Annotated in this window: 24 protein-coding genes; 21 read left to right on the top strand and 3 right to left on the bottom strand. The window is 72.6% G+C overall.

What is annotated here, in order from left to right:
- Positions 1–412, bottom strand: a 412-nt coding sequence (locus tag I8D64_RS15125) for a hypothetical protein (RefSeq protein WP_214651301.1), incomplete at its 3' end; no start/stop codon positions are given.
- A gap of 761 nt (positions 413–1,173) precedes the next feature.
- Here I8D64_RS15125 and ileS point away from each other — a divergent pair.
- From ileS to I8D64_RS15105, 4 genes are all read left to right on the top strand, one after another.
- Positions 1,174–4,470, top strand: a complete 3,297-nt coding sequence (ileS, locus tag I8D64_RS15120) for an isoleucine--tRNA ligase (protein ID WP_200503624.1) — start codon at positions 1,174–1,176, stop codon at positions 4,468–4,470.
- 100 nt (positions 4,471–4,570) lie between these two features.
- Positions 4,571–5,632 carry a DUF2891 family protein gene (locus I8D64_RS15115; RefSeq protein WP_200503623.1) on the top strand — a complete coding sequence of 354 codons (1,062 nt, stop codon included), beginning with the start codon at positions 4,571–4,573 and terminating at the stop codon, positions 5,630–5,632.
- Between the two features lie 11 nt (positions 5,633–5,643).
- Positions 5,644–6,345, top strand: coding sequence for a DUF969 domain-containing protein (locus I8D64_RS15110; RefSeq protein WP_200503622.1), 702 nt, complete (start codon positions 5,644–5,646; stop codon positions 6,343–6,345).
- Complete coding sequence (locus tag I8D64_RS15105) at positions 6,342–7,316, top strand: DUF979 domain-containing protein (RefSeq protein WP_200503621.1); 975 nt, start codon at positions 6,342–6,344, stop codon at positions 7,314–7,316. Before I8D64_RS15110 ends, I8D64_RS15105 begins: the two co-directional genes overlap by 4 nt.
- 90 nt (positions 7,317–7,406) lie before the next feature.
- Here I8D64_RS15105 and I8D64_RS15100 read toward each other — a convergent pair whose 3' ends face one another.
- On the bottom strand, positions 7,407–9,074 hold the full coding sequence (locus tag I8D64_RS15100; RefSeq protein WP_246483087.1) for a WXG100 family type VII secretion target: 1,668 nt from the start codon (positions 9,072–9,074) through the stop codon (positions 7,407–7,409).
- A gap of 322 nt (positions 9,075–9,396) precedes the next feature.
- Between I8D64_RS15100 and I8D64_RS15095 the strand changes: the two genes are divergently transcribed.
- From I8D64_RS15095 to ffh, 9 genes are all read left to right on the top strand, one after another.
- A complete protein-coding gene (locus I8D64_RS15095; protein ID WP_200503619.1) occupies positions 9,397–10,770 on the top strand; it encodes a glutamate ligase domain-containing protein in 1,374 nt (457 codons plus the stop codon).
- Positions 10,771–10,772: 2 nt separating this feature from the next.
- Positions 10,773–11,189, top strand: a complete 417-nt coding sequence (locus I8D64_RS15090) for a DUF4233 domain-containing protein (RefSeq protein ID WP_200503618.1) — start codon at positions 10,773–10,775, stop codon at positions 11,187–11,189.
- 89 nt (positions 11,190–11,278) lie between these two features.
- Positions 11,279–11,701: a nucleoside-diphosphate kinase gene (gene ndk, locus I8D64_RS15085; protein WP_200503617.1), complete on the top strand. Its 423-nt coding sequence runs from the start codon at positions 11,279–11,281 to the stop codon at positions 11,699–11,701.
- Between the two features lie 154 nt (positions 11,702–11,855).
- Complete coding sequence (locus tag I8D64_RS15080) at positions 11,856–12,005, top strand: hypothetical protein (protein WP_193636296.1); 150 nt, start codon at positions 11,856–11,858, stop codon at positions 12,003–12,005.
- 83 nt (positions 12,006–12,088) lie between these two features.
- Entirely contained in the window at positions 12,089–13,606 is a 1,518-nt protein-coding gene (ftsY, locus tag I8D64_RS17875; RefSeq protein ID WP_200503616.1) for a signal recognition particle-docking protein FtsY, read from the top strand.
- A gap of 174 nt (positions 13,607–13,780) precedes the next feature.
- The gene (locus I8D64_RS15070; protein ID WP_200503615.1) at positions 13,781–15,211 is read left to right on the top strand and encodes an ammonium transporter; all 1,431 of its coding nucleotides are present in this window, start codon (positions 13,781–13,783) and stop codon (positions 15,209–15,211) included.
- Positions 15,208–15,546: a P-II family nitrogen regulator gene (locus I8D64_RS15065; protein WP_200503614.1), complete on the top strand. Its 339-nt coding sequence runs from the start codon at positions 15,208–15,210 to the stop codon at positions 15,544–15,546. The genes I8D64_RS15070 and I8D64_RS15065 overlap by 4 nt, the downstream gene beginning before the upstream one ends.
- The gene (locus I8D64_RS15060; protein ID WP_200503613.1) at positions 15,536–17,884 is read left to right on the top strand and encodes a [protein-PII] uridylyltransferase family protein; all 2,349 of its coding nucleotides are present in this window, start codon (positions 15,536–15,538) and stop codon (positions 17,882–17,884) included. Before I8D64_RS15065 ends, I8D64_RS15060 begins: the two co-directional genes overlap by 11 nt.
- 149 nt (positions 17,885–18,033) lie before the next feature.
- On the top strand, positions 18,034–19,623 hold the full coding sequence (ffh, locus tag I8D64_RS15055; RefSeq protein ID WP_200503612.1) for a signal recognition particle protein: 1,590 nt from the start codon (positions 18,034–18,036) through the stop codon (positions 19,621–19,623).
- 25 nt (positions 19,624–19,648) lie between these two features.
- Here ffh and I8D64_RS15050 read toward each other — a convergent pair whose 3' ends face one another.
- On the bottom strand, positions 19,649–20,575 hold the full coding sequence (locus I8D64_RS15050; protein WP_200503611.1) for an SRPBCC family protein: 927 nt from the start codon (positions 20,573–20,575) through the stop codon (positions 19,649–19,651).
- Between the two features lie 113 nt (positions 20,576–20,688).
- Between I8D64_RS15050 and I8D64_RS15045 the strand changes: the two genes are divergently transcribed.
- From I8D64_RS15045 to rimM, 8 genes are all read left to right on the top strand, one after another.
- Positions 20,689–21,885: an amidohydrolase family protein gene (locus tag I8D64_RS15045; RefSeq protein ID WP_200503610.1), complete on the top strand. Its 1,197-nt coding sequence runs from the start codon at positions 20,689–20,691 to the stop codon at positions 21,883–21,885.
- A 77-nt stretch (positions 21,886–21,962) separates the two neighbouring features.
- On the top strand, positions 21,963–22,604 hold the full coding sequence (locus I8D64_RS15040) for a DivIVA domain-containing protein (protein ID WP_200503609.1): 642 nt from the start codon (positions 21,963–21,965) through the stop codon (positions 22,602–22,604).
- Between the two features lie 146 nt (positions 22,605–22,750).
- On the top strand, positions 22,751–22,987 hold the full coding sequence (locus I8D64_RS17500; protein WP_246483086.1) for a hypothetical protein: 237 nt from the start codon (positions 22,751–22,753) through the stop codon (positions 22,985–22,987).
- A complete protein-coding gene (locus I8D64_RS17495; protein WP_343068601.1) occupies positions 22,984–23,490 on the top strand; it encodes a MarR family winged helix-turn-helix transcriptional regulator in 507 nt (168 codons plus the stop codon). Before I8D64_RS17500 ends, I8D64_RS17495 begins: the two co-directional genes overlap by 4 nt.
- A gap of 65 nt (positions 23,491–23,555) precedes the next feature.
- Positions 23,556–24,929: an Nramp family divalent metal transporter gene (locus I8D64_RS15030; protein ID WP_200503607.1), complete on the top strand. Its 1,374-nt coding sequence runs from the start codon at positions 23,556–23,558 to the stop codon at positions 24,927–24,929.
- 202 nt (positions 24,930–25,131) lie between these two features.
- Positions 25,132–25,629 (top strand): 30S ribosomal protein S16, encoded by a 498-nt coding sequence (gene rpsP, locus I8D64_RS15025; protein ID WP_200503606.1) that lies wholly within the window; start codon positions 25,132–25,134, stop codon positions 25,627–25,629.
- Position 25,630: 1 nt separating this feature from the next.
- A complete protein-coding gene (locus I8D64_RS15020; RefSeq protein ID WP_200503605.1) occupies positions 25,631–25,873 on the top strand; it encodes an RNA-binding protein in 243 nt (80 codons plus the stop codon).
- A gap of 105 nt (positions 25,874–25,978) precedes the next feature.
- Entirely contained in the window at positions 25,979–26,533 is a 555-nt protein-coding gene (gene rimM / locus I8D64_RS15015) for a ribosome maturation factor RimM (RefSeq protein WP_200503604.1), read from the top strand.

Genomic DNA, 26,533 nt, shown 5'->3' with positions numbered 1-26,533 from the left:
GCATCGCCACAGCGACCATCAGGTCCTGCTGCTCGACCTCGAACGGGTCGGCGTCCATGTCCTCACGCCCCGCCCAGAACGGAGCCAGCGCCACGAAGCGGCGGGAGAGCTCATAGGACTCGTCGACACCCTCGTCCCACAGGGCACGGACCTGCGCAGTGAGCTCCGCATCCGGCCTCGCCTTGACCCTGCGCGCCACCACATCCCGGCAGACCGCCTTTTTGGGTTCCTTCACGATGAACAGCGGCTTGACACCCTCCGGGGGCGCGGCCACGAAGCGGGGCGTGTGGGCATGCATGTCCTCACGCTGACGCTCGGTCATCTTCTCCACGTCATCCAGGACCGAGAAGGTCGACTCGACCGCCGGCTGCCCGGGCAGGTCCAGACGACCCTGCGACTCCGGCTGCTCCACCGCACTCATGACACCCACCCCCTTCCCGGCATTCCACGACTCCGCGCGATAGTGCACGACGTAAGGACTCTGAATCGATAGACGAGAACAATGAATCCGACGACTTCGCCCGTGAACCCGCGATCTCTCATGCTCGATCGATATGTCCGATTCTATCCCGTCTTGCCACCGAAAACTAGACCTCAATCGAGAATGTGGATAAACCCGCGAACATTCTCCGCCTCCTCTGTGCCCACCCACCTCTCAGTGGATAACCCCGTGGACAACACCCCCTTGTGGAGGAACCACGGATACCGAGCCGACGCGCACGCGACACCAGAACCTGACACACGTCGAGAGCGACACGAGTCGAGCTCTCGCGCCGATGCATCGCGCCGCACCGGCACGCCCGCCCGTGGGCCTCATACCGCCCTCCGCCCACCCGCCCCACCCCACGACGAGACCGATTCCACCGCGGACCCCGGTGACCCGCCCGTCGGCCCCGACGTAGACTGACGCCCATCGGCATCGACCCGGCCATCACCGGTGAGCCGCGGGAAGAACGGTCAGGGGCCCGAGCGCGCAGCGCGAGCGGCCCGTCGGCCCAGTAGAACCTGCCGGGACCAGCCCGTCACAGCTGAGGAACGAGGGGACGCCTTCCGGGGCGTCAACCGAGGTGGTACCGCGCACGCGCACCGCCCCGCCGCAGGTCGGCAGGGGAGGGGAGCGGCGTCCTCGGACAGCACAGTCGCCGTCCGCCTACGCCCCGCTCGGAGGTCCTCATGGTCTATCCGGTCTCCGGAGACCCGCTCGTCCCCTCGCCGAACCTTCCCGACCTCGAGAGCCGCATCCTGCGGTTCTGGGACAGGGACGACACCTTCCGCGCCTCGATCGCGCAGCGCGAGGGCGCCCCCGAGTACGTGTTCTACGACGGCCCGCCCTTCGCCAACGGGCTCCCGCACTACGGGCACCTGCTCACGGGCTTCGTCAAGGACGTGGTCCCGCGCTTCCGCACAATGGACGGGTACAAGGTGGACCGCCGTTTCGGCTGGGACACCCACGGCCTGCCCGCCGAGCTCGAGGCCATGCGCGAGCTGGGCATGACGGAGAAGTCCGAGATCGAGGAGATGGGCGTCCAGGCGTTCAACTCCGCCGCGCGCTCCTCGGTGCTGAAGTACACCAAGGAGTGGGAGGAGTACGTGACCCGGCAGGCGCGCTGGGTCGACTTCGAGAACGGCTACAAGACCCTCGACGTCTCCTTCATGGAGTCCGTGCTGTGGGCCTTCAAGACCCTGTGGGACAAGGGTCGTGCCTACGAGGGCTACTACGTGCTGCCCTACTGCTGGAACGATCAGACGCCGCTGAGCTCCCACGAGCTGCGCATGGACGACGACGTCTACCAGGACCGCCAGGACCCGACCGTCACCGTCACCTTCCCCTTCGAGGGGGAGAGGGCCGACGAGCTCGGCCTCGCGGGCGTCAAGGCTCTCGCCTGGACGACGACCCCGTGGACGCTGCCCACGAACTTCTCGCTGGCCGTGGGCCCGGAGGTCGAGTACGCGGTGGCGCCCGCCGGGCCCGAGGGTGCGGCCGACGGCGGAGCCTCCGGCGCCGACCGGTACCTGCTGGCCGCGGCCCTGGTCGGCGAGTACGCGAAGGAGCTCGGGTACGCGAGCGCCGAGGACGCCGTCGCCGCGGTCGAGGAGCGCACCTATCGCGGCGCCGAGCTCGAGCACATGGCCTACGAGCCGCTGTGGACCGTCTACTCGGAGGACCGCGATCGCTGGGGCACGCAGAACGCGTGGATCGTGACGGTCGCCGACTACGTCTCGACCGACGACGGCACCGGCGTGGTCCACCAGGCCACCGCTTACGGCGAGATCGACCAGCAGGTCAACGCCGAGTACGGGATCCCCGTGATCGTCTCCGTCGACGACGGCGCGCAGTTCCTCGACTACTTCCGCGGCACCGCGCTCGACGAGATCGCCGGGCTGCAGGTGTTCGATGCGAACCGGCCGATCATCCGCAACCTGCAGCGCGAGCACCGGCTGATGCGGGAGAAGAGCCACGTGCACTCCTACCCGCACTGCTGGCGCTGCCGGAAGCCGCTCATCTACAAGGCCGTGAGCTCCTGGTACGTGAAGGTCGCCGATCAGCGCGAGCGGATGCTCGAGCTCAACGAGCAGATCGACTGGGTGCCCGGCAACGTCAAGCACGGCCAGTTCGGCAAGTGGCTCGAGGGCGCTCGCGACTGGGCGATCTCCCGCAACCGCTACTTCGGCTCGCCGATCCCGGTGTGGAAGAGCGACGACCCGAACCACCCGCGCATCGAGGTGTACGGCTCGCTCGCGGAGCTCGAGGAGGCCTTCGGGACGCTCCCGCGCGACGAGTTCGGCGAGGTCAACCTGCACCGGCCGTACATCGACGAGCTCACGCGGCCGAACCCCGACGATCCGAGCGGGAAGTCGACGATGCGCCGCATCACCGACGTCTTCGACGTCTGGTTCGACTCCGGCTCGATGCCGTTCGCGCAGGTGCACTACCCCTTCGAGAACGCCGAGTGGTTCGAGAGCCACAACCCCGCGGACTTCATCGTCGAGTACATCGGCCAGACCCGCGGCTGGTTCTACATGATGCACGTGCTGGCCACGGCGCTCTTCGACCGTCCCGCGTTCACCTCCGTCATCTGCCACGGCATCGTGCTGGGCGAGGACGGGCAGAAGATGAGCAAGTCCCTGCGCAATTACCCCGACGTGCGCGACATGTACGCGACCTACGGCGCGGACGCGATGCGCTGGTTCCTCATGAGCTCGCCGATCCTGCGCGGGGGCAACCTCATCGTCGACGAGGCGAAGATCCGCGACGCCACCCGCCACGTGGTGCTGCCGCTGTGGAACGTCTGGTACTTCCTGGGGCTGTACGCCAACGCCGCCGGCCCGAAGGACGCGGACGGCCGGCCCCAGGGGTACCGGGGGAAGACGCGATACGAGTCCGACGACGTCATGGACCGCTACCTGCTGGCCCGCACGGGCGTGCTCGCACGGGGCGTGCGGGAGTCCTTCGAGGCCCTCGCGATCGCCGATGCCGCCGAGAAGGTCCAGGACTACCTGGACATGCTCACCAACTGGTACGTGCGCCGCTCGCGCGATCGCTTCTGGGAGGGCGACGAGCAGGCGATCGACGTGCTCTACACGTGCCTGGAGACGCTGTGCCGCGTGGCAGCGCCGCTGCTGCCGATGGTCTCCGAGGAGATCTGGAAGCAGCTCACCGGCGGTCGCTCGGTGCACCTCACCGACTGGCCGGACGCGGAGCTGTTCCCGGCCGATCAGGGTCTGGTGGCGCAGATGGACGACGTGCGGCACGTGGCGAGCGTCGGCAACTCGCTGCGCAAGAAGGAGGGGCTGCGGGCGCGTCTGCCGCTCGCGCAGCTCACCGTGGTCCACCACGACCCGGCCTCGCTCGCGCCCTTCGCGGAGATCATCGCCGACGAGCTCAACGTCAAGGACGTGCGGCTCGTGGACGTGGCGAGCGAGGAGTCGCGCTCGATGGGCGTCGAGCAGCGTCTCAGCGTGAACGCGCGCGCCGCCGGGCCGCGCCTGGGCAAGCAGGTGCAGGCCGTCATCAAGGGATCGAAGACGGGCGACTGGTCCGTGGCCGAGGACGGCACGGTCACCTCCGGCGGGATCGCACTGGCCGAGGGCGAGTACTCGCTGGATCTCGTCGCCGGCTCCGACTCGGCGGCCGAGGGCCGGGCGATCGGCGTGCTGCGCGGCGGCGACTTCCTGGTGCTCGACACCCGGGTGACGCCCGAGCTGGAGGCCGAGGGCACCGCCCGCGACGTGGTGCGCGCGATCCAGTCGGCCCGGCGCGACGCGGGGCTCGACGTCTCGGACCGGATCACCCTCACGGTCTCGGGCGACCAGGCCGTCGTCGACGCCGTCGCCGCCCACCGGGACCTGGTGGCGGGCGAGGTCCTCGCGACCGCGCTCGAGGTGCCGGCCGATCCCGCTCCCGGGGCGCACGAGACGAGCGAGAAGGTCTCCGGCGGCACGGTGAATGTGTCGGTCGCGAAGGCGTGAGGCGGCGGGGACCCGGCGCGTCGGCTCGATACGGGCGGTGCCGGGTCCCAGACTGTCGGGGCGGTCCGCGCGCTGGGCGCCGCCGTGGAAGGAGCCCCGGATGACCACCATCGCGCACACCGGAGTCCCCGCCGACGCGCCGCTCGACGCCCTGGCCGGGGTGGCCCTGGAGAACCTCTCGCGACAGTTCCCGTACGCCGCCCACCACGTGCAGGACTCCGCCGAGGACCTACATCAGCCCGCCCGGATGCACCCGGCCTTCGCCACCTCCTTCGACTGGCACTCGAGCGTGCACATGCACTGGCTGCTGGCATCGCTCGTCGAGGCCACGGCCGACGCCCCCTGGCGGGAGCAGGCCCTCGTGCTGCTCGCCGACCACCTCGCCCCGCAGGAGCTCGCGGTCGAAGCGGCCTATCTGCGCGAGCACCCCACCTGGGAGAGGCCCTACGGATGGGCGTGGGCGGCGCAGCTCGCCGTGGCGCTCGCAGAGGCCCGCACACCGGAGCTGCGCCGGCTCGCCGGCGCCGCCGCCCCGCTGCGAGACGAGGTGCTCGCCCTGACGCGCAGCTGGCTCCCGCGCACCCCGCTGCCGGTGCGGCACGGGCTGCACACCAACACCGCGTTCGGCCTGCGCCGCCTGCTGCTCGCGGCCCGCGCGACCCGTGCGGCCTCGGCCGACGAGGCGAGCGGCGAGATCGAGCAGGCCGCCCGGCGGTTCTTCCTCGACGACGCGGACTGGGCCTTCGACCAGGAGCGCAGCGGGCAGGACTTCCTCTCCGCCGGGCTCAGCGAGGCGGACCTCATGATCGAGGTGCTCGACGAGGACGAGCTCGCCGACTGGCTGCCGCGCTTCCTCTCCCGCCTCCGTCCCGGCTCCGACGTGCTCCGCCCCGTCCCCGTGATCGATCCGAGCGACGGGTACCAGTCCCATCTCGACGGGCTCGGCCTCACCGCCGCAGCGAGCGGCCTGCGGATCGCCGACGCGCTCGAGCGGATCGGATCCGAGCACGGCCGGGAGCTCGCCGCAGCCCTGCGGGATGCGGCCCCGCGCCTGATGGAGCCCGGTCTGCGCTCCGCCGTCTCCGAGGAGTACATGGCCTCCCACTGGCTGGCCACGTTCGCCTGGGAGGCGCACCTCGCCCTCGCATCCCGCACCGACTGAAGGAAGCGCCCATGTTCGTCCTCATCGGGGTCGCGCTGGTGATCATCGGCTTCGCCCTGCGCATCAACCCCCTCCTGGTGGTGACCGTCTCCGGCATCGTCACCGCGCTGATCGGCGGCCTCACGCCGGTCGAGATCCTGAACACCTTCGGGACCGGGTTCGCCGGGTCCCGCTCCATCACCACCTTCGTGCTCGTGCTCCCGGTGATCGGCCTGATCGAGCGGTACGGGCTGCAGGCCGCGGCCGGCAACCTGATCCGCAGGCTGAGCGGCCTCACCGCCGGGCGGCTGCTCGCCCTCTACATGCTGATCCGCCAGGCGACGGCCGCGATCGGCCTCCAGTCCGTCGCGGGCCCCGCCCAGACGGTGCGGCCGCTGGTCTACCCGATGGCGGAGGCCGCCGAGGAGCGGCGCCGAGGAGCCGCTCCGAATGAGAAGGCCACCGAGACCATCAAGGGGTACTCGGCCTCGGCCGACACCGTGGGCGTCTTCTTCGGGGAGGACGCCTTCGTGGCGATCGGGTCGATCCTCCTCATCACCTCCTTCGTGGACACCACCTACGGGCTCACCCTCGAGCCCATCCAGCTGGCGCTCTGGGCCGTGCCCGTGGCCGTGATGGCCTACCTGGTGCACGGCACGCGGTTGCTGCGGCTCGACCGCAGGCTCGACCGGCTCGCCGGCGCCGTCCCCGTCCCGCAGGGAGGCGCGAAGTGATCTCCAACGAATGGCTCTACTGGCTGATCGGCGCCTTCTTCCTCACCGTCGCCGTGCTCGTCGCCACGCACGAGGACCACTCGCGCAGGCTCGGCTCCGCGGCGTTCTGGGGGCTGCTGGGCCTCTCGTTCTTCTACTCCACGTTCGTGACCGCCGGCTCCGCGCCCGCCTGGGTGCTGGGCCTCGCGGTGCTCGCGATGGTGGCGATCGCCGGATTCGGCGGACTCGGCAAGGGCACCGAGCACACCACCTCCGAGGAGGAGAGGGAGGGCTTCGCGGCGCGGCTGCGCGGGCGGCTGTTCATCCCCGCGCTGCTCGTGCCGATCGTCACCGTGATCGTGGCGCTGCTCGGCCCGCGGCTCAGCGTGGGCGGCGAGCCGCTGCTCGCGGAGGGCTCGGCCACGCTCACGGGGCTCGGCGTGGGCGCGCTGGTCGCCCTCGTCGTCGCCTGCATCATCCTGCGGCCGCCGCGCCTGTCGGTCCCGTTCACCGAGAGCACGAGACTGCTCGAGGCCATCGGCTGGGCGGCGCTGCTCCCGCAGATGCTCTCGACCCTGGGGACCCTGTTCACGGAGGCCGGCGTCGGCACCGCCGTCGGCGACATCTTCGGATTCATCGTCCCCGAGGACGTCCTGGTCTGGGGCGTGATCGCGTACTGCGTCGGCATGGCCGTGTTCACCGTGATCATGGGCAACGCCTTCGCGGCCTTCCCGATCATGACCGCCGCCGTGGGCTGGCCCATCCTCGTGGAGAACTTCCACGGCAACGCCCCCGCGGTGTTCGCCCTCGGGATGCTCGCCGGGTTCTGCGGGACCCTGTGCACGCCGATGGCCGCGAACTTCAACATCGTGCCGGCCGCGCTGCTGGAGATGAGGAACAAGTACGGCGCGATCGCCGTGCAGATCCCGACGGCGCTGATCATGCTCGTGCTCATCACCGTGTTCATGTGGGGCTTCGCCTTTTCGCACTGAGCATCGGCCTGCGGGGCCTGCGGGGCCTGCGGGGAGGGCGGCGGCGCCGCGACGGCCGGCCCTGATCCGGGACGACCCGACCGGACGCCGTCACGGCTCACCGCGCCCGACGTCGACCACGGTCGAACGGGAGACGTACGTGCCCTCGCCGATGTACCGGCCGTCGAGATCGCCCTGGAGCGCGGACAGGACGGGGTCGGAGGCGGTGTGCTCCTGGATCGATCCGTAGTAGTAGGCGTCCGGGGAACCGCTCTCGAAGGACTCATGGTTCGCCTCGATCCCGCGGACCCCGTCGCTCGCATGCTGCGTGCTCCCGGGCAGCATCACCTCGTGCACGTTCGGCGCGCTCAGGGTGCCGCCTCCCATCTGGGCGCCCTGCAGGTCCAGCTCCGCGATCGGATCGCCGGTGTACTCGAGGTCCGGGCGGTGGGAGGTGCCGAGGGAGAGGTGGGGATCCAGGCCGACGGGGCCGTGCGCCACGTTGACGACCTGGGTCGAGTCCTGGGACGGGATCACCGTCTGCACCGGGGAGCCCGCCGAGAAGCTGTGGGTCACGTTGAAGGTGCCCTCCGCGCCGCAGGTGCTGTTGAAGCTCGGGTCCGCCGCGAGGTGCGAGGTGATGATCCCGCCCTGCGAATGGCCGACCAGCATGACGTCGGCCCCGGCGGGGACGTCGGCGGCCGTCATCGCCGCGCGCACGTCGTCCATCGCGGCAGGGTCTTGGCCCGCGACGAGCCGCAGGTTCGAGCCCCAGTCCCGGGAGTTGCCCGTCTGGCCGTAGGCGCCGGAGAGGTCCTGGACATCGGGGCCCTCGGTGGGCGGCACCTGCACGATGTACACGGGATCGCCGCCGGACGTGCTGCGCACCTCCTGCACGCCGATCTGCCCGGTCGCGAGCGCGCCCGAGGAGTCGGCGCCGCGGCCCTTCATCCGCAGGGAGTCGTTGCCGATGAGGAGGTCGCCCAGGTCCCGCGGGCTCGCCGACGGCGCGTCGTCGACCCGCACATCGGAGACGATGCCGCCGGGACGGTCGTCGAGGAAGGCGGTGTCCTGGTCGTCGTCGCTGACCGCCTCGGAGGTCACGGCACCGGCGGAGCCGAGCGTCACGACCCCGGAGGCCCCGAGCTCCGCGTACGTGGGCGCTCGCTCGCCCGCGGCCCAGTCCTCGAGGATCCCCCCGAACCGGTCGCCGTCCCGGCGCAGCTGGCCGATGGCGTCGCTGCGCCGACCGGAGCGATCGAGCCCCAGCTCGAGGACGTCGAGGCCCGAGTCCCAGCTCCGGCCGACCGCATCGGAGACCGAGTGGGCGGTGCCGGAGAGGAGCTGCTCCCCGGGGTGCTCGAGCCAGTCGGGGATCACGGGGTTGTCGTCCCGCAGGTACCCCTGGTGCATGTCCGACGACGGCGCATCCGGGATTCCCGAGACGGGGTCCGATGCGTCGGGCGCGCAGACGCCGAGCGCTCCCGGTTCCGAGCCACGCCCCCCGCCCGCCCCACCCCCGCTGCCCTGGGCGCTCGAGGCCGCGTCCTGGTCGTCGGCCTGCGCGGCGGCCTGCTCGCCTCGCGAGGCGAGTGCCGCGGTGGCGGACCGGAAGGCGTCCAGGGAGAGCAGTGCCCACAGGGAGCGGAAGGCCTCCGCGTCCGGACCGCTCCACGCGGCGCCCGCGACGGCGGCGTCCAGATGCGACTGCCATGCCTCGAGCCGGTCGGCGGCGCCGCGGAGCTGCTCGGCGTGATCGCGCACCTGTGCGGTGTCCATGCCGCAGAAGCCGCTCATCGTCCGACCCCTGCCGCCCCCGGTCCCACCGTCTCCCGCCGGACCTCCCGGAGTCCCGTCAGTCCCTCGGCCATGTGCCCCTCCTCGCCCGCCGCTCGCGCCGCGGGAGGTGCCCCGCGGTGCATGCCGGTCACGCTAGGTAGACGGTGCCCGTGCGACCACGGCCGGGCGCCCGTTGTGGATGGGCGCACGATGGGGAGGACCCGTGAGGGCGTTCCCCGGCGCGCGCTCGTAGACTGGAGGACGGCCGCCGGCCGTCGGCCGCCGCACTCCACCCCGCCCCACCCCGTCCCGAGGAGCCGCAGTGCCACGTCCGTCCCGTCCGGAGCTCGGCCCTCAGCTGCGCGAGGTCTACGCGGCGCTGCTCGAGCGGGCGCCCGAGAACCGCATCGAGCCCGACCTGAGCCGCATCCGCCGGGTCATGGAGCTGATGGGGGACCCCCAGAACTCCTACCGCTCCATCCGCATCGCCGGCACCAACGGCAAGACCACGACCGCCCGCATCGCCGAGGCGATCCTGCGCGCCGCCGGCCTGCGCACCGGGCGCACCACGAGCCCCCACCTGCACTCCCCGGCCGAGCGGATCGCGATCGACGGCGAGAGCGTCGACGAGGAGACATTCGTCCAGGCCTACCGGGACGTCGAGCCCTTCGCGCTGATGGTCGACGAGGAGTCCCGTGCGGCCGGCGGCCCGCCCCTGACCTACTTCGAGTACCTCACCGCGATGGCCTACCAGGCCTTCGCCTCCGCCCCCGTCGACGTCGCCGTCGTCGAGACCGGCATGGGCGGCACCTGGGACGCGACCGGCGTCGTCGATCCCGACGTCACCGTCATAGCGCCCATCGGCTTCGACCACCAGGAGTACCTGGGCGAGACCATCGAGGAGATCGCGGGGGAGAAGGCCGGGATCCTCACCTCGCGCGCGCTCGCCGTGATCGCCGAGCAGAGCGAGCCCGGGGCCTTCGACGTGATCCGCGAGCGCCTGCTCGAGCTGGGCACCGAGGCCGCGATCGAGGGCGACCAGATCGGCGTGCTCTCGCGCACCCCCGGCGTCGGCGGGCAGCTCGTGGCCTTCCAGGGCATCGCCGGCCGCTACGAGGACGTGTTCCTGCCGCTGCTCGGCGAGCACCAGGCCCACAACGCCCTGCTCGCGATCGCCGCCTGCGAGGCGCTGCTGGGAGGCGGCGAGCAGGTGCTCGGCGCGGACCTGCTCACCGAGGGCCTGGCGACCGTCACCTCCCCGGGCCGTGCCGAGGTGGTGCGCCAGGCGCCGACGATCCTCGTGGACGCCGCCCACAACCCCGCGGGCGCCGAGGCACTGGTCGCGACCGTGCGCGAGAACTTCCGCTTCACCCGCACCATCGGCCTCGTCGGGATTTTGCAGGAGAAGGACGCCGAGCAGCTGCTCGCGACCCTCGAGCCGCTGCTGGACACCGTGGTCGTCACCCAGTCCTCCTCGCCGCGCGCGATCCCCGCCGACCGCCTCGCCGACGTCGCCCGCGACGTCTTCGAGGACGAGGACCGCGTCATCGAGTCCGCCTCCCTGCCCGATGCGATCCAGCGGGCCGTGGACCTCGCGGAGGCCTCGGGCGACCAGTTCGGCGGGGTCGTCGCCGCGGGCTCCGTGACCCTCGCCGCCGAGGTCCGCGACCTGCTCGGCGTGGCCGAGGAGGTCTGAGCATGGCCCTGCACCTCACCCCGTCCCAGCGCCCGCACGGGGCGCAGCGCATGTTCAGCTCCACCACGCTCACCGTCGAGGCGCTCATCGTCTTCTTCGCGGCGCTCGTCTCCCACCAGCTGAACCCCGATGACCGTGTCCCCGTGTGGACGATCTCCCTGATCAGCGCCGTGCTCCTGCTCGCCTGCGCGGGCATGCTGAAGAAGCGCGCCTGGCCGTACGTGCTCGGCGCCCTGCTGCAGATCCCGATCCTGCTGCTGGGGCTGTGGGTGAGCGCCATGTGGATCGTGGGCGCCCTGTTCGCCGTGCTCTTCGTATACGGGGTCCTCAAGGGACACGCGCTGGACCGGGAGAAGGACGCGGTCGACGCCCGCTACTGGGCCGCCCATCCCGAGCAGGCGGACACCCCGGGGACCTGATCCCTCGGTCGAGGGCTGGTCGAGGGCCGGTCGAGGGCTGGCCGACGGCGGTGAGACGCCGTGCGGGCACGACCGATACAGTGCCCTCCATGACCGAACGCACTCTGATCCTGCTCAAGCCCGACGCCGTCGAGCGCGGCCTGCGCGGCGAGATCCTCCGCCGCCTCGAGGCCAAGGGGTACGGCATCGTCGCCCTCGACCAGCGCGTGGCCGACGCCGACACCCTCGCCGCCCACTACGCCGAGCACGAGGGCAAGCCCTTCTACGGCCCGCTCGTCCAGTACATGGGCTCCGGCCCGCTCGTCGCCGTCGTCGCCGAGGGCGAGGGCGTCATCGCCGGCTTCCGCTCGCTCGCCGGCGCCACCAACCCCACCGAGGCGGCGCCCGGCTCGATCCGCGGCGACCTCGCCCGCGAGTGGGACGCCCCGGTGATCCAGAACCTCGTGCACGGCTCCGACTCCGTCGAGTCCGCGACCCGCGAGATCGGGATCTGGTTCCCCTCGCTCGGCTGAGCCCGCTCCGCGCAGCACTGCGGCCGACGGCCCCGCTCCCGCGCCCTCGTGGCTCGGGGGAGCGGGGCCGTCGCCGTTCGCCTGTGAGCAAGGCGACACGCGGTCGTCCTCTCGGATGATGGAAGCGGAGGCCCCTCCCGCTGAGAATGAACCCATGGGCATCGTCATGATCGTCTTCCTCCTCTTCGCCGTCCTCGTTGGGGCGCTCGTCCTCGTGCTGACCGCGCTGAGCTCGCGCGCCGTCGAGCGCGCCGAGGACGGCACCGTGCTGCGCGGTTCCTCGCGCACCCGCCGCGACGCCTGAACGCGCGGTCCGCACCTCCCTCCGTCCCGCCTACACTGGGCGAGGCCTGCGCCGCCCGGCGCCGTTCGACCCGGAGGTGACCTGTGGACCCCAATGACATCCTCGCCGCCCTCGCCGGCACCGGCGGCGGCATCGTCGTCATCGGCGCCGGAGCCTGGGCATGGGTGCGCAGCCGGCGTCGCCGCGGCCAGGGCGGGGATCAGGACGCCGAGGGCCGCCAGGACTCCCAGGGCGCCGGTCGCGCCGATCGCACCGGCGGCTCCACCGCCACCGCGCAGAAGCCCCGCACCGACCGGCCCGCGGCCCCGACCTGGGGCGACACGCTCTCCAAGCCCGCCTCGCCGTCCGCTCCCGCGACGCCCACGGCCGGCAGCGCCTCCGCGCGCGCCGCCCACCCCTCGAACCCCGTCATCCCCGGCACGGAGCCGGGACGCACCACGACGCCCGACTCCGCCTCGACCAGCGCCTCGCCGTCGGCCCCGGCCGATGGCCCCGAGGCCGCGGAGACCACGGAGTCCACGGAGTCCACGGAGCCCACGGAGCTCGCTCAGGCCTCCGGGACCGCCGAGGCGCCCGCCGAGCTGCCGGAGTCCGACGCCCAGGCGCCCGCGGACGCCCAGAGCGCCGAGACCGCGCCGCCGCTCGAGACCCCCGAGCCCGCCGGCAGCCGCATGGAGCGCCTGCGCGACCGGCTCTCGCGCTCCGGCTCGCTCGGCCGCGGCCTGCTGGGCCTGCTCACGAGCGGCACGATCGACGAGAGCACCTGGGACGAGATCGAGGAGACGCTGCTGCTGGCCGATCTCGGCCCCGACGCGACCGACGAGCTCATGGAGAACCTGCGTCGCCGGATCCAGGTCATCAGCACCGACGACCCCGCGCAGATCCGCGAGGCCCTGCGCGCCGAGCTGCTCGCCCTCGTCGACCCGAGCCTGGACCGCCGTCTCGCCGCGACCCGCCGCGAGGCGCCCGACGGCACCGAGGTGCCCTCCGTCGCCCTCATGGTGGGCGTCAACGGCACCGGCAAGACCACGACCGTCGGCAAGCTCGCCCGCGTGCTCGTCGCCGAGGACCGCAGCGTCGTCCTCGGTGCGGCCGACACCTTCCGCGCCGCGGCCGCCGACCAGCTCGCCACCTGGGGATCCCGCGTGGGCGTGGACACCGTGCGCTCGGACCGCGACGGGGCCGACCCCGCCTCGGTCGCCTTCGACGCCGTCGCCCAGGGCATCGCGCAGCAGGCCGACGTCGTCATCATCGACACCGCCGGCCGCCTGCAGAACAAGAAGGGCCTCATGGACGAGCTCGGCAAGGTGCGCCGGGTCGCCGAGAAGGCCCTGCACGGCGACGGCGTCGCCGAGGTGCTGCTCGTGCTGGACGCGACCACCGGGCAGAACGGCATGCAGCAGGCGAAGGTCTTCTCCGAGGTCGTCGACGTGACCGGCATCGTGCTCACCAAGCTCGACGGCACCGCCAAGGGCGGCATCGTCGTCAACGTGCAGCGCGCGCTCGGCGTCCCGGTGAAGATGGTCGGGCTCGGGGAGGGCATGGATGACCTCGCCCCCTTCGACCCGCACGGCTTCGTCGACGCCCTCCTGGAGGCCTGAGCCGGCCGCGGTCGGCGCGCTCCGTGGGCGTCCACGCCCCGGACCCGAGATCACAAAAGGATCACGGCAGGGCCTGGAGGAGCGGACGATCAACTCTGCGCCGCACGATGTGGGGACGATCCACCCGGGTCGCGCCGGGCCCTCGGCCCGGGCCCTCCGAGCCAGGACACCGACATGGCCTTCACCCTCGATACGGGAGCCACAGCGTGGCTCCTGGTCAGCGCGTCCCTCGTGCTGCTCATGACGCCCGCCCTCGCGTTCTTCTACGGCGGCATGGTGCGCGCCCGCACCGTGCTCAACATGATGCTGATGTCCTTCGCCGCCCTCGGGGTCGGCGCGATCGTCTGGACGCTCGTCGGCTACTCGATCGCTTTCGGCGACGACATCGCCGGACTCTTCGGCAATCCGTTCCAGTTCCTCGGCCTTCACGGCGAAGACGGCCAGTCCCTCCTGGCCGAATCGGGCGTCCCCTTCCTCGTAGCCGCGGGCTTCCAGATGACCTTCGCGATCATCACGGTGGCCCTGATCTCCGGTGCGATCGCGGATCGCGTGAGATTCGGTACGTGGATCGCCTTCAGCGCGATCTGGATCGTCCTGTGCTATGCGCCGATGGCGCACATGGTCTGGGGTGGCGGCCTGCTCTCGGCCGACGGACCGTTCGCGGCGATCGCGGAGCCGATCGACTTCGCAGGCGGCACGGTCGTGCACATCAACGCGGGCACAGCCGGCCTGGTGCTCGCCCTGATCGTCGGCAAGCGGCTGGGATGGCGCAAGGATCCGATGAAGCCTCACAGCCTGCCGCTGGTGATGCTGGGAGCTGCGCTGCTGTGGTTCGGCTGGTTCGGCTTCAATGCGGGCTCGGCCGGCACCGCCGACTCCACGGCCGGACTCGCATGGGTCAACACCACGGTCGCGACTGCCGCCGCGATGCTCGGCTGGATGATCACCGAGAAGATCCGGGACAAGAACGTCACCAGCCTGGGAGCCGCCTCGGGCGTGGTCGCGGGTCTGGTGGCGATCACGCCGGCCGCCGGCTCGGTGAGCCCGATCGGCTCGATCGTGCTCGGCGCGATCGCCGGCATCGTCTGTGCGCTGGCGGTCGGGCTCAAGTACCGTCTCGGCTTCGACGACTCGCTCGACGTCGTCGGCGTGCACCTCGTCGGCGGTCTCGTGGGCACCGTACTCATCGGGTTCCTCGCCACCGACAGCGGCCTCCTCTACGGAGGTGGGGTGCGCCAGCTGCTGGTCCAGATCGTGATCGCTGTTGCGGCCGTGATCTTCTCCGCCGTGGTGACGACGATCATCGCGCTGTTGCTGAAGGCCCTGATGGGCTGGAGGGTCAGCGAGGAGGACGAACTCACCGGGATCGATGTCACCCACCACGCCGAGACGGGATGGGACCTCATGGGGGGCTTCGGCTCCCGTCGGGCCGCGGGTTCCCCGCAGAGCACGGGTGCCTCCACCGGTTCAGCGGGCTCCGCCCCGTACGGTGAGACCATGTCCGCGCATGCCGCTGCGCAGGATCCGCCCACCGACAGCTCGTCCCCGGAGGACGACCGCGAGTCCCGTCCCGCCCAGCCCGCCACCACAGGAGAGCCCCGATGAAGCTCGTCACCGCCATCGTCCAGCCGCACGCGCTCAGCGACGTCGCCGACGCCCTCCGCGAGTACGGGATCGCCGGGATGACCGTCACCCAGGTCGCGGGCTACGGCCGACAGGGGGGCCACACCGAGGTCTATCGCGGCGCAGAGTACAGCATCGACCAGATCCCGAAGTCCCGCATCGAGATCGTCCTGCCCGACGAGAGCGTCGCCGAGGCCGTGGACCTCATCGTGCGCACCGCACGCAGCGGTCGCATCGGCGACGGCAAGGTCTGGGTGACCGACGTCGTCGACGTGGTGCGCGTGCGCACGGGGGAGCGGGGCGCGGATGCCATCTGAGCCGCTGCCCGGCAGGCGTCTCACCCACGTCCTGCACGCGGGCTTCGCGGACCCGCAGGCCGGCCCCTCCCGGCGCCGCGAGCATGCCGTCCTGGTGGACGAGTGGCTCGGCGAGCTCTGGGAGGCGGCCGGCCCGCCGGCGTCCGGCGCCGCCCTCGCCGCGATCGGCTCCCTGGGCCGCCTCGACCTGGGGCCCATGAGCGACCTGGACCTGATCCTGCTCGTGGACCGCGAGCAGGTCGACGAGGAGGAGGCCTCCCGGCTGGCCGCTGGCCTGTGGTACCCGATCTGGGACTCGGGGACCTCCCTCGACCATGCCGTGCGCAGCCCCGCCGAGTGCGCCGAAGTGGCGCGCGAGGACCTGCGCGCGGCGATCTCCCTGCTCGACCTGCGGCCCGTCGTCGGCGACGCCGCGCTCGTCGACGAGTCGGCGGCGCGGGTGAGGGCGCAGTGGCGCCGCGACGCCCGCCGCTTCACCGAGGACATGATCCGCATCGCCGAGGACCGGGAGGGCCGCTACGGCCAGCTCGCCCACTCCACCGAGCCCAACCTCAAGTCCGACCGCGGCGGCCTGCGCGATGCCGTGGTGATCCGCGCCTTCGCCGAGTCCTGGCTCGCCGACCACGACCACCGCGTCCTCGAGGAGGCCTCGGGCGTGCTGCTCGACGCCCGCGACGCCCTGCAGACCGTCACCGGGCGCAGCACCACGCGGCTCGCGCGCGCGGAGCAGGACGCGGTCGCCGCCCTCACCGGCCACGACACCGCCGACGACCATCTCGCCGCCCTCGCCGACGCCTCCCGTGCGGTCGCCTGGCAGCTGCACCGCACCGTGCGCGCGGCGCGCGCCGCCGCGGCCCCCGGCGGGCGCGGCACCCGCGGACTGGGCGCCGACCGCCGCCCGGCCCTCACCCGGCACCCGCACGGCGTCATCGTCCAGGCCGACGAGATCTCGATCGACCCGCGCGTCACCGACCCCCTGCGCGACCTGGCCGCGGTGCGGCTCGCCGCGACCACCGGCATGCCGCTCTCCGATGCGACCCTCACCCGTCTCGCCGCCGGGTCCGCGCGCGCCTCCCTGAGCTCCGTGCAGCGCGACGTGCTCGTGGACGCGCTCGCCGGGGAGCGCATCGGCGCCGCCTACGAGGCCCTCGACGTCCACGGGGCCTTCGGCCGCTGGGTCGCCGGCTGGGACGGGGTGCGCAACCGCCCCCAGCGCTCGCCGGTGCACCGCTTCACCGTGGACCGCCACCAGATCGAGACCGTCCGCGAGTCCCAGGCGATGCTGGGCACCGTCGACCGGCCGGACATCCTGCTGGTCGCCGCCCTCCTGCACGACCTCGGCAAGCGGGCCGGCAGCCGGGACCACGCCGCCGAGGGGGCGCCGCTCGCCCGCGCCGCCGCGCTGCGCCTCGGCTTCGACGCGAGGGACGCCGACCTCGTCGAGCTGCTCGTGCGCGAGCACCTCACCCTGGTCGAGCTCGCGACCGGGCGCGACCTCTCGGACGCGAGCACGCTCGAGGCCCTGCTCCAGGCCGTCGGCCGTGACCTGACGACTCTCGAGCTGCTGCGCGCCCTCACCGAGGCCGACGCCCGCGCGGCCGGCCCCGCCGCGTGGTCCTCGTGGCGCTCCCAGCTCGTCGACCACCTCACCGCGCAGGCCCGCGACGCCCTCACCGGCACGCCCCGCGCCCCGCGCGACCTGCTCGCGCCGCAGCGCGCCGTCCAGGAGGCCGTGCGCGAGGCCGTCGTGCGCACGGGCTCAGCCCAGGTCCTCTATCCCGCCCCGACCGACGAGGAGCCCATCACCCAGGTGTGCCTGGGCGCGTCCGACGGGCCCGGGGTCTTCGCCGCCCAGGCGCGGGTCCTCGCCCGCCACCGGATGGACGTGCGCAGCGCGGTCGTGCTCACCCTCGACGGCGTCGCCGTGAACACCTGGTGGGTGACGGGCAGGCCGTCGGACCAGCCGCACCCGACCGCGCTGCGCTCGGCCCTCGAGAGGGAGCTGCGGCGCCGGGAGGATCCCGCGGCGCGCGTCCTGGACGTCGATCCCGGCGCCCCGCCGCGCACCGCCGAGGACGCCCCGGTGGTGACCCTGCTGCCCGGGGCCTCGAGCGAGGCGACCGTCGTGCAGGTCAACGCCCGCAACCGCCCGAGCCTGCTCGCGGACGTCGCCGAGATGATCACCCTCCTCCGCCTCCACGTGCGCAGCGCCCATGTGATGACCCTCGGCCAGCGCGCCGTCGACGTCCTCTACCTCACCGATGCGCGCGGGCGTCCGCTCGAGGCGCCGATGGTGGGCCGGGTCATCGCCGCGCTCATGGACGCGGCCGCGACCTGACCGGCTGACCGGCGCGCGTGCGATGCGCGCGAGGGGTCCGAGGGCGACCCGAGGGTGAGGTGGGCCGCGCCGGGGCCTCCCGGCCAGGGTCCGCCCCGGACGGCTGACTACACTGGGGCGGTCCGTCCGAGCAAGGGGAAGCCGCTTTCGTGTTCAACAACCTCTCCGACCGCATCACCGCGTCCCTCAAGGGGCTGCGAGGCCATGGCCGTCTGAGCGAGGCGGACGTCGACAAGACGATCCGCGAGATCCGCCGCGCGCTGCTCGACGCCGACGTCGCCGTCCCCGTCGTCCGGGACTTCACCGGGCGCGTGCGCGAGCGCGCCCTGGGCGAGGAGGTCTCGAAGGCCCTCAACCCCGCCCAGCAGGTCGTGAAGATCGTCAACGACGAGCTGGTGGACGTCCTCGGCGGCGCCACCGGCGAGCTCACCTGGGCGAAGAACCCGCCCACGGTCATCATGCTCGCGGGCCTCCAGGGCGCCGGCAAGACCACCCTCGCGGGCAAGCTCGCGAAGTGGACGAAGGACCAGGGGCACACGCCGATGCTGGTCGCGGCCGACCTCCAGCGCCCCAACGCCGTCAACCAGCTGCAGATCGTCGGCGAGCGCGCGGGCGTGCCGGTGTTCGCCCCCGAGCCGGGCAACGGCGTGGGCGACCCGGTGCAGGTCGCCCTCAACGGCGTCTCCACCGCGCAGTTCCAGCAGCACGACGTCGTCATCGTCGACACCGCCGGCCGGCTCGGCGTCGACGAGGAGATGATGCAGCAGGCGCGCGACATCCGCGACGCCGTGCACCCCGACGACACCCTCTTCGTGGTCGACGCGATGATCGGCCAGGACGCCGCGCGCGTCGCCGAGGCCTTCCGCGACGGCGTCGGCTTCACCGGCGTCGTCCTGTCCAAGCTCGACGGCGACGCCCGCGGCGGCGCGGCCCTCTCGATCACGGGCGTCACCCAGCGCCCCATCCTCTTCGCCTCCACCGGCGAGCAGCTGGGCGACTTCGAGCGCTTCCATCCCGACCGCATGGCCGGGCGGATCCTCGACATGGGCGACGTGCTCACCCTCATCGAGCAGGCCGAGCGCACCTTCGACCAGGCCGAGGCCGAGAAGACCGCGAAGAAGCTCCAGAGCGGCCAGGACCTCACCCTCGACGACTTCCTGGGCCTCATGCAGCAGGTCAAGAAGATGGGCAGCCTCAAGAAGATGCTCGGCATGATGCCGAACATGGGGCAGTTCCGCGACCAGCTCGACAGCTTCGACGACAGCCAGCTGGGCCGCATCGAGGCGATCATCCACTCGATGACCCCTTCCGAGCGCGCCGACCCCAAGCTCATCAACGGCTCGCGCCGCTCCCGCATCGCCAAGGGCTCCGGCTCGACCGTGCAGCAGGTCAACCAGCTGCTCGAGAACTTCAAGAACGCCCAGCAGGCCATGCGCTCGATGGGCCGCGGCGGCGGCGGAGGCATGCCGGGCATGCCCGGGATGCCCGGCATGGGCGGCGGCAAGAAGTCCCGTGGCCGCATGCAGGCCCCGGCGAAGAAGGGCAAGAAGTCGAAGTCGAAGAACCCGGCGAAGGCGGCCCGCGAGGAGGCCGAGGCCGCGCGCCGCGCCGCCGAGGAGCCCGCGGACTCCGGCTCGGCCTTCGGCCCCGGCGCGGGCGGCGGGTCCTCGGACCTCTCGGACATCGATCCCTCGCAGCTGCCCGCGGAGATGCAGAAGCTCTTCGGCCGCGGCCGCTGAGCCGCGGCGCGATCCTCGCGGGTCCTCAGCCGCCGAGCACCTCGGCGAGCTGGCCCAGGGTGGACTCCCAGCCCTGCCGGTAGTTCTCCTGCAGGGAGTCCTCGGCCCAGGGGCCCGTGTGGCGCACGCGCAGACGGGTGTTCCCCGGGGACGTCCCCTCCTCCAGGCGCAGGTCGATCGCCTCGTCGGCCGCGGTGCCGCTCGCCTCGGACCACACCCAGGTCGCCGCGAGGCGGGCGGGGCGCTCGACCACGAGGCGTTCGAGGTCGAGGGTCGTGGCGATCCTCGGGGCGGTGATCCGGGCCGCGCCGCGCTCGCGGTCGAGCTCGACCTCGACGTCGTCCCAGTGGCGCCACCACCAGGACGCGAGCCCCTCGCGCGTGGTCAGCGCCTCCCAGACCCGCTCGGGGGAGGCCGGCAGCACGCGCTCGATCTCGACGGGGCGCTGCGTCATCAGGTGCCAGCGCTCGGCGGCGGCGGTCTCGATCGCCGCATCGTCCTCCGCGTCGGCCGCCTCGCAGCCGAGCTCCCGGGCGAGGGCCTGGAGCACCTGCTCCCAGCCGCCGCCGTAGCCCTCGACGTGATCGGGCTCGGCGAGGGAGTGGCGCACCCCGATCTCGCTGCCCGCACCGTCCGGCCCGGGGCGCACGCGCACGTGCAGGACGCTCTCGCGCTCGCCCTGCCAGGACCACGTGGTCGCCAGGTGCTCAGGGTCCAGCAGCAGGAGCCGGCCGACGGCTGCGTCCGAGGCCTCGTCGCCCAGTCTCAGCTCGAAGGCGTCCCCGGCCGCGGCCGGATCCCCGTCGAGGGCGCCCAGCCAGCGTCCGCGCCGCTCGGGGTCGGCGAGGGCCTCGCGCACAGCCTCGGGCGCGGCGGAGACGCGGCGGAGCAGCACCAGCTCGGGGGACTCCGCCGTCCCCAGCAGGAAGCGGGAGGTCGGGTGCGGGCTCATGGGTGCTCCTTCGACGATGGTGAGTGACGCACGGCACATCCAGTGAAGCACTCCGGGGTCTCGAACGACAGCCCTCGCCCTCGGGGCGGCCCGCTGCTCGATAGCCTCGGGGCATGCGCACCGATGCCCCCTCCGTCCGCGCCGCCCGCGAGTCCTTCGCCGAGGGCCGACGCCCCGCCGCCGACGGCCCCGCCTACGACCGCGCCGAGGCGACGGCCTCGCCCGTCCTGCACCTGACCGGGCCGATCCTGCTCGGGCCCGAGGAGGAGCTCGCCGAGGCCTGGGTGGCGGGCGGGCGCATCCACCACGAGAAGCCGGACCTCCCCGCCGGGACCGGGATCGAGCGGATCGACGGCTTCGTGCTGCCCGGTCTCGCGGACCTCCACTGCCACGTGGGCATCAGCGACGAGGGCACCGCGACGGGACTCGAGGGCGCCCGCGCCCAGGCGCGCATCGACCGCGACACCGGCGTGCTCCTCATCCGCGACGCCGGCTCCATCACCGACACCGCGCCCCTGCAGCGCGAGGCCGATCTGCCCCGCATCGTCCGCGCGGGACGGCACGTCGCCCGCACCCGTCGCTACCTCATCGGCTACGCCCACGAGGTCGACCCGGAGGACCTGCCCGCCACCGTCGCCGCCGAGGCCGAGCGCGGCGACGGCTGGGTGAAGCTCGTCGGCGACTGGATCGACCGGCAGGTCGGGGACCTCACCCCGACCTGGTCGGCCGACGACTTCCGCGCCGCGGCCGAGGCCGCGCACGCCCACGGCGCCCGCATCACGACGCACACCTTCGACGAGGAGACCCTGCCGCTGGTCCTCGACGCGGGCTTCGACTGCCTCGAGCACGCGACCGGTCTCACGGGCGACACCATCGCCCGCGCCGCCGAGGCGGGCGTGCCCGTGGTGACCACGCTCGTGAACGTCGACGAGTTCGAGACGTACGCGAGCCAGGGGGAGCGGAAGTTCCCCGACTACGCGGCGCACATGCGGCGCCTGCGCGCACGGCGGTTCGAGCGCACGCGCGACGCCCACGACGCCGGCGTCCAGCTGCTCACCGGCACGGACGCCGGGGGAGTGCTGGGCCACGGCATCATCCACGACGAGCTCGACGAGCTCGCCGCCTGCGGGCTCGATCCGCTCGCGATCCTCCAGGCGGCCTCCTGGGGGCCTCGCGCGTTCCTCGGCGCCCCCGGCCTCGAGGACGGCGCCCCCGCCGATCTCCTCGTCGCGTGCGAGGATCCCCGCCGCGACCATCGCGCGCTGCGGGATCCCGCGCACATCGTGCTCGGCGGCGCGGTCATCCGCTGACGGCGGCATCCGCTCACGGCGGCGGTCGTTCCCTCCATCCCCTTCATCCCATCCCACTCCGCTCCGGGAGAACCACCATGACCGTCGACCCCTTCGGCTCCGCCTCCGACCCCACCGCTCCCGACCCCGCCGCCCCCTCCGACGCCGACGTCGTCGCGCTGCTCACCGGCGCACGGTTCGTGACGGTCAAGGGCTTCGGATCCGGCTACGACTGCGAGGAGGTCGACCAGTACCTCGACCGCCTCGCCCGGGAGGTCGGGGCCTCCGGGCGCCGGCGCGACCTCGAGCTGCTCGGCGGGATCTCCGACGTGCGCTTCACCCCGCGCATGTCCGGCGTCCGCTACGCGATGGACGCGGTCGACGACTTCCTGGACTCCCGGGCGGCTCCCGCCGCCGCCGCCGTGCTGGGGCGGGCACAGGGGGCGAGCCGAATCGCCGAGGGCACCGCGACGGGTGCGATCGCGGCCGAGCTGCAGGAATCGCGCTTCGCCCCGGCGCGCCGCGGGGACCGCTACGACATGGACGGCATCGACCAGCTCCTGGACCAGGCCTTCGCGGCGCTCACGGCCGAGGGCGACGAGCACTCCCGCGCGGACGCCGCCCTGCAGCTGCTCCTCGGCGGACGGCCCACCGCCGTCCGCCGCCTGCGCGAGGGGTACCGCAGCGCCGACGTCGACGACTTCCTGCGCGGCATCGTCGAGCGGCTGCGCGGGATCTGAGCGCCGCGCCGCCGTCCGACGGGCGGCGGCCGCCGTGATGCCCATCGCCCTCTCGGCCCAGGGGTGGCCGAAAGGCGCTCCGCGTCGCACAATGGATTTGTGCACCAAACATTGGTGCGCAAGGCACCGACGTCGACGGAGGGCACATGGACAGGCCACGCGGCACCGACTCCTTCTCCTGGCTGTATCGCACCGGGTTCCGGACGAGCTATATCCTGCTGCACATCAAGGGGCCGGCCACGCTCGACTCGGCCATCGACCCCCGCGCCCGGCGCAAGCGCGAGTACCTGCGCCGACGCGACCTGCATCGGCAGTGGCGCGAGAGCAGGCGGACGGACAGCGAGAGCAGGCAGACGGACCAGCGGGAGGAATCCTCGACGTGAGCGGGACTCGGGCAGACGCGGGCGCGACGAGCGATGCCGCGCGGCAGGAGGTCGACCCCCTCGCGCTCGAGAGCCAGGTGTGCTTCGCCATCACGCGCGCGTCCCGCGGGATCGTCGCGGCCTACCGGCCCGTGCTCGAACCCCTGCATCTGACGCATCCGCAGTACCTGGTCATGCTCGCCCTGTGGCAGGAGTCCCCGCTCTCCCTGAAGGAGCTCAGCTCCCGGCTGGCTCTGGACCCCGGGACCCTGTCGCCCCTGGTGAAGAGGCTCGAGTCCACCGGCTATCTCGAGCGGACCCGGGCCTCGGAGGACGAGCGCTCGCTCGCGATCGTGCTCACCGACACCGGCCGGGCCCTGCGCGAGCGCGCGCAGGCCGTCCCCGGCATCATGCGCGAGCGCCTGGGGATGGACGAGGACGATGTGCAGGCGCTGCACGCCGGGATGATGAAGGTCGTCGAGCTCGCGGCGCGCTCCGAGCAGGGCGGGCCCGCGGAGATCTGACGGGCGTCGGGCGGACGGCGCGCCGCGGTGCGCGGACGGCGGCCTCGGCCCTGTAGCGTCGGCGCATGCACTCCGAGGACGCAGCGCACCCCTCCCCGCACCCCAGAGATCGCACCGACGCCCCCTCGACGTCGGAGGCGCCCACCGCCGTCGACGCGGTCGAGGAGGCCTCCGGCCCCGCCCGCTGGCGGATCATCGGACCCGGCCTCGTCGTGGCCGCGACCGGCATCGGCGCGGGCGACCTCGTGGCGACCCTCGTCGCCGGGTCCCGCTACGGCTACGCCCTGCTGTGGGCCGCGGTCGCCGGCGTCGTCATCAAGATCTTCCTCGTCGAAGGCGCGGGCCGCTGGACGCTCGCCACCGGGCACTCGATCTTCGAGGGCTGGCGGCGCGTGGGCCGCTGGACCTCCTGGTACTTCGGGCCCTACATCATGGTCTGGGGCTTCGTGTACGGTGCGACCGCCATGAGCGCCTCCGCGCTGCCGATCGCCGCGCTCGTCCCGCAGCTGCCCGTGATCGGCGACATCGGTCTGTTCGCCCACATGCCTCTGGCCGTCTACGCGGTCTTCTCGGGTCTGGTCGGCGCGGGGCTCGTGTGGTTCGGCCGCTACCACGCCCTCGAGAAGGTCGTCGCGGTGCTGGTCGGCATCATGTTCGTGACCGTCGTCGGCGCGGCCGTCATCACCCTGCCGAACATCCCGGACATCCTAGGAGGGCTGATCCCGCGGATCCCCGAGGGCGGACTCTGGTACACCCTGAGCATCGCGGGCGGCGTGGGCGGCACCATCACGCTCGCCGCCTACGGCTACTGGCTCACCGAGAAGGGCTGGTCCACGCCGCGCTGGATGCGCGTGATGCGGATCGACAACGCGATGGCCTACGTCATCTCCGGCATCTTCGTGGTCGCGATGCTCATCGTCGGCGCCGAGCTGCTGTACTCCAGCGGCATCGCGATCGGCGAGGAGGACCGCGGTCTGCTGGATCTCGCGGACGTCCTCGCCTCCCGCTACGGCACCGCCATGAGCTGGGTCTTCCTCATCGGCTTCTGGGCATCGTCGTTCTCCTCCGTGCTGGGCGTGTGGAACGGCGTCTCCATCATGTTCGCCGACTTCTGGGGCAGCGCCCGCAAGCTCCCCGAGGACCACCCGAAGCGGCGCATCGGCGGCACCTACTACCGCTTCTTCATCCTCTGGCTGACGTTCCCGCCGATGCTCCTGCTGCTGCTCGGCAAGCCCGTGCAGGTGATCGTCGCCTACGGCGTGCTGGGGTCGCTGTTCATGCCCTTCCTCGCGATCACGCTGCTGGTGCTCATGAACTCCCGGCACATGCCCGAGCGCTGGCGCAACGGCTGGGTGCTCAACGCGATCCTCGGGATCGTCGCGGTCGTGTTCATCGCGCTCGGCGGCAATCAGCTCGTGGGCGCGATCGCCGGCGCCTGAGGCGGGGGAGGGGCCGTGTGCCTCGGGGCACACGCCCTCGCCTGGCGACCGCCCGTCGGGCCTGGCATAATCGACCCCTGTATGCGCGCCGACCGGCCCTCTACCCGTCTTCGCGCGTCACCCCGAGACGCGTCAGCGCCCGCATGACCCCACAGGCTGCGGCGCGGCTCACCCGAACATCGCCGAAGGAGAGTCCACACTCGTGGCCGTCAAGATCCGTCTCAAGCGCATGGGCAAGATCCGTGCACCGTTCTACCGCATCGTCGTGGCCGACTCGCGCAAGAAGCGCGACGGCGCCGTGATCGAGGAGATCGGCAAGTACCACCCCACCGAGCAGCCCTCGTTCATCGAGGTCCAGTCCGAGCGCGCGCAGTACTGGCTCGGCGTGGGTGCGCAGCCCACCGAGCAGGTCGCCGCGATCCTCAAGGTCACCGGCGACTGGCAGAAGTTCACCGGTGAGGGCGACGCCGCCGGCTCCCTCAAGGGCGCCGAGTCCAAGCAGTCCGCCGAGGACCTCATCGCCGAGGCCGACAAGGCCGCCGCCGCGTCCCGCGAGGACGCGAAGAAGGCCAAGGACGCGGACGCGGCCGAGCAGCCCGAGGGCCAGGACGTCGAGCCCGGCTCCGAGGAGGCCCCCGCCGAGGGCGAGACCACCGCCGAGGCCGCCGCCGCCGACGACGCGAAGCCCGACGAGGCCTGAGATGAGCGCACGCGCTGAGGCTCTCGACCACCTGGTCCGCGGCATCGTCGACAACCCCGACGACGTCCGCGTCACCGAGAAGGACACCCGGCGCGGCCCGCTCCTCGAGGTGCGCGTCAGCCCCGAGGACCTGGGGCGCGTGATCGGCCGCTCGGGCCGCACCGCCCGCGCCCTGCGCACCGTCACCGGAGCGATCTCCGAGGACGACGTGCGGGTGGACATCGTCGATGTCGACCGGCGCTGAGCAGAGCTCATCTCGCACCGCACACGGAGGCGGCACCGGTCACCGGTGCCGCCTCCGTCGCGTCAGGGCCCGTCGGCCCCATCCCCTCCGGCAGAAAGCGATCCCATGAACGCACTGGACGTCACCGTCGCGACCATCGGCAAGGCCCACGGGCTCAAGGGCGAGGTCGCGCTGATCCTGCGCACCGACCAGCCCGAGGAGCGCCTCGCCGCCGGCACCGTCTTCACCGCCGCGACGGAGACCGGCGAGCGGGACCTCACGGTCGCCGCGACCCGCATCCAGCAGGGACGCTGGTACGCGCGCTTCTCCGAGGTCTCGAGCCGCACCGACGCCGAGTCCCTGCGAGGGGTCGAGCTGACCCTCGCCGTGGACACCGAGGTCGAGGCCGAGGAGGACCCGGAGGCCTGGTACCCCTCCGAGCTCAAGGGCCTCGCCGTGCGCCACGTCGACGGACGCGAGCTGGGCACCGTCATCGATCTCGAGCACTACCCGGCCCAGGACCTGCTCATCGTGCGCGCCGCCGACGGCCGTCGCGTCATGCTGCCCTTCGTCGAGGAGCTCGTGCCCGAGGTCGACATCGAGGCCGGCACGGTGCTCGCCGACCCGCCCGGAGGTCTCTTCGAGGCGACGGACGAGGACGCCCCGGGGACCGGGGCCTGA

The organism is Brachybacterium halotolerans (assembly GCF_016623465.1).
GTDB classification, from domain to species: domain Bacteria; phylum Actinomycetota; class Actinomycetes; order Actinomycetales; family Dermabacteraceae; genus Brachybacterium; species Brachybacterium halotolerans.
The sequence above is the reverse complement of the archived record's forward strand: the minus strand, read 5'-3'. Positions and strand labels throughout refer to the sequence as shown.

Coding starts and splice junctions, on each gene's coding strand:
- ileS (WP_200503624.1), top strand. CDS start 1,174: ATGGTCTATCCGGTCTCCGGAGACCCGCTCGTCCCCTCGCCGAACCTT.
- I8D64_RS15115 (WP_200503623.1), top strand. CDS start 4,571: ATGACCACCATCGCGCACACCGGAGTCCCCGCCGACGCGCCGCTCGAC.
- I8D64_RS15110 (WP_200503622.1), top strand. CDS start 5,644: ATGTTCGTCCTCATCGGGGTCGCGCTGGTGATCATCGGCTTCGCCCTG.
- I8D64_RS15100 (WP_246483087.1), bottom strand. CDS start 9,074: ATGGACACCGCACAGGTGCGCGATCACGCCGAGCAGCTCCGCGGCGCC.
- I8D64_RS15090 (WP_200503618.1), top strand. CDS start 10,773: ATGGCCCTGCACCTCACCCCGTCCCAGCGCCCGCACGGGGCGCAGCGC.
- ndk (WP_200503617.1), top strand. CDS start 11,279: ATGACCGAACGCACTCTGATCCTGCTCAAGCCCGACGCCGTCGAGCGC.
- I8D64_RS15080 (WP_193636296.1), top strand. CDS start 11,856: ATGGGCATCGTCATGATCGTCTTCCTCCTCTTCGCCGTCCTCGTTGGG.
- I8D64_RS15070 (WP_200503615.1), top strand. CDS start 13,781: ATGGCCTTCACCCTCGATACGGGAGCCACAGCGTGGCTCCTGGTCAGC.
- I8D64_RS15065 (WP_200503614.1), top strand. CDS start 15,208: ATGAAGCTCGTCACCGCCATCGTCCAGCCGCACGCGCTCAGCGACGTC.
- I8D64_RS15060 (WP_200503613.1), top strand. CDS start 15,536: ATGCCATCTGAGCCGCTGCCCGGCAGGCGTCTCACCCACGTCCTGCAC.
- I8D64_RS15050 (WP_200503611.1), bottom strand. CDS start 20,575: ATGAGCCCGCACCCGACCTCCCGCTTCCTGCTGGGGACGGCGGAGTCC.
- I8D64_RS15045 (WP_200503610.1), top strand. CDS start 20,689: ATGCGCACCGATGCCCCCTCCGTCCGCGCCGCCCGCGAGTCCTTCGCC.
- I8D64_RS15040 (WP_200503609.1), top strand. CDS start 21,963: ATGACCGTCGACCCCTTCGGCTCCGCCTCCGACCCCACCGCTCCCGAC.
- I8D64_RS17500 (WP_246483086.1), top strand. CDS start 22,751: ATGGACAGGCCACGCGGCACCGACTCCTTCTCCTGGCTGTATCGCACC.
- I8D64_RS15030 (WP_200503607.1), top strand. CDS start 23,556: ATGCACTCCGAGGACGCAGCGCACCCCTCCCCGCACCCCAGAGATCGC.
- I8D64_RS15020 (WP_200503605.1), top strand. CDS start 25,631: ATGAGCGCACGCGCTGAGGCTCTCGACCACCTGGTCCGCGGCATCGTC.
- rimM (WP_200503604.1), top strand. CDS start 25,979: ATGAACGCACTGGACGTCACCGTCGCGACCATCGGCAAGGCCCACGGG.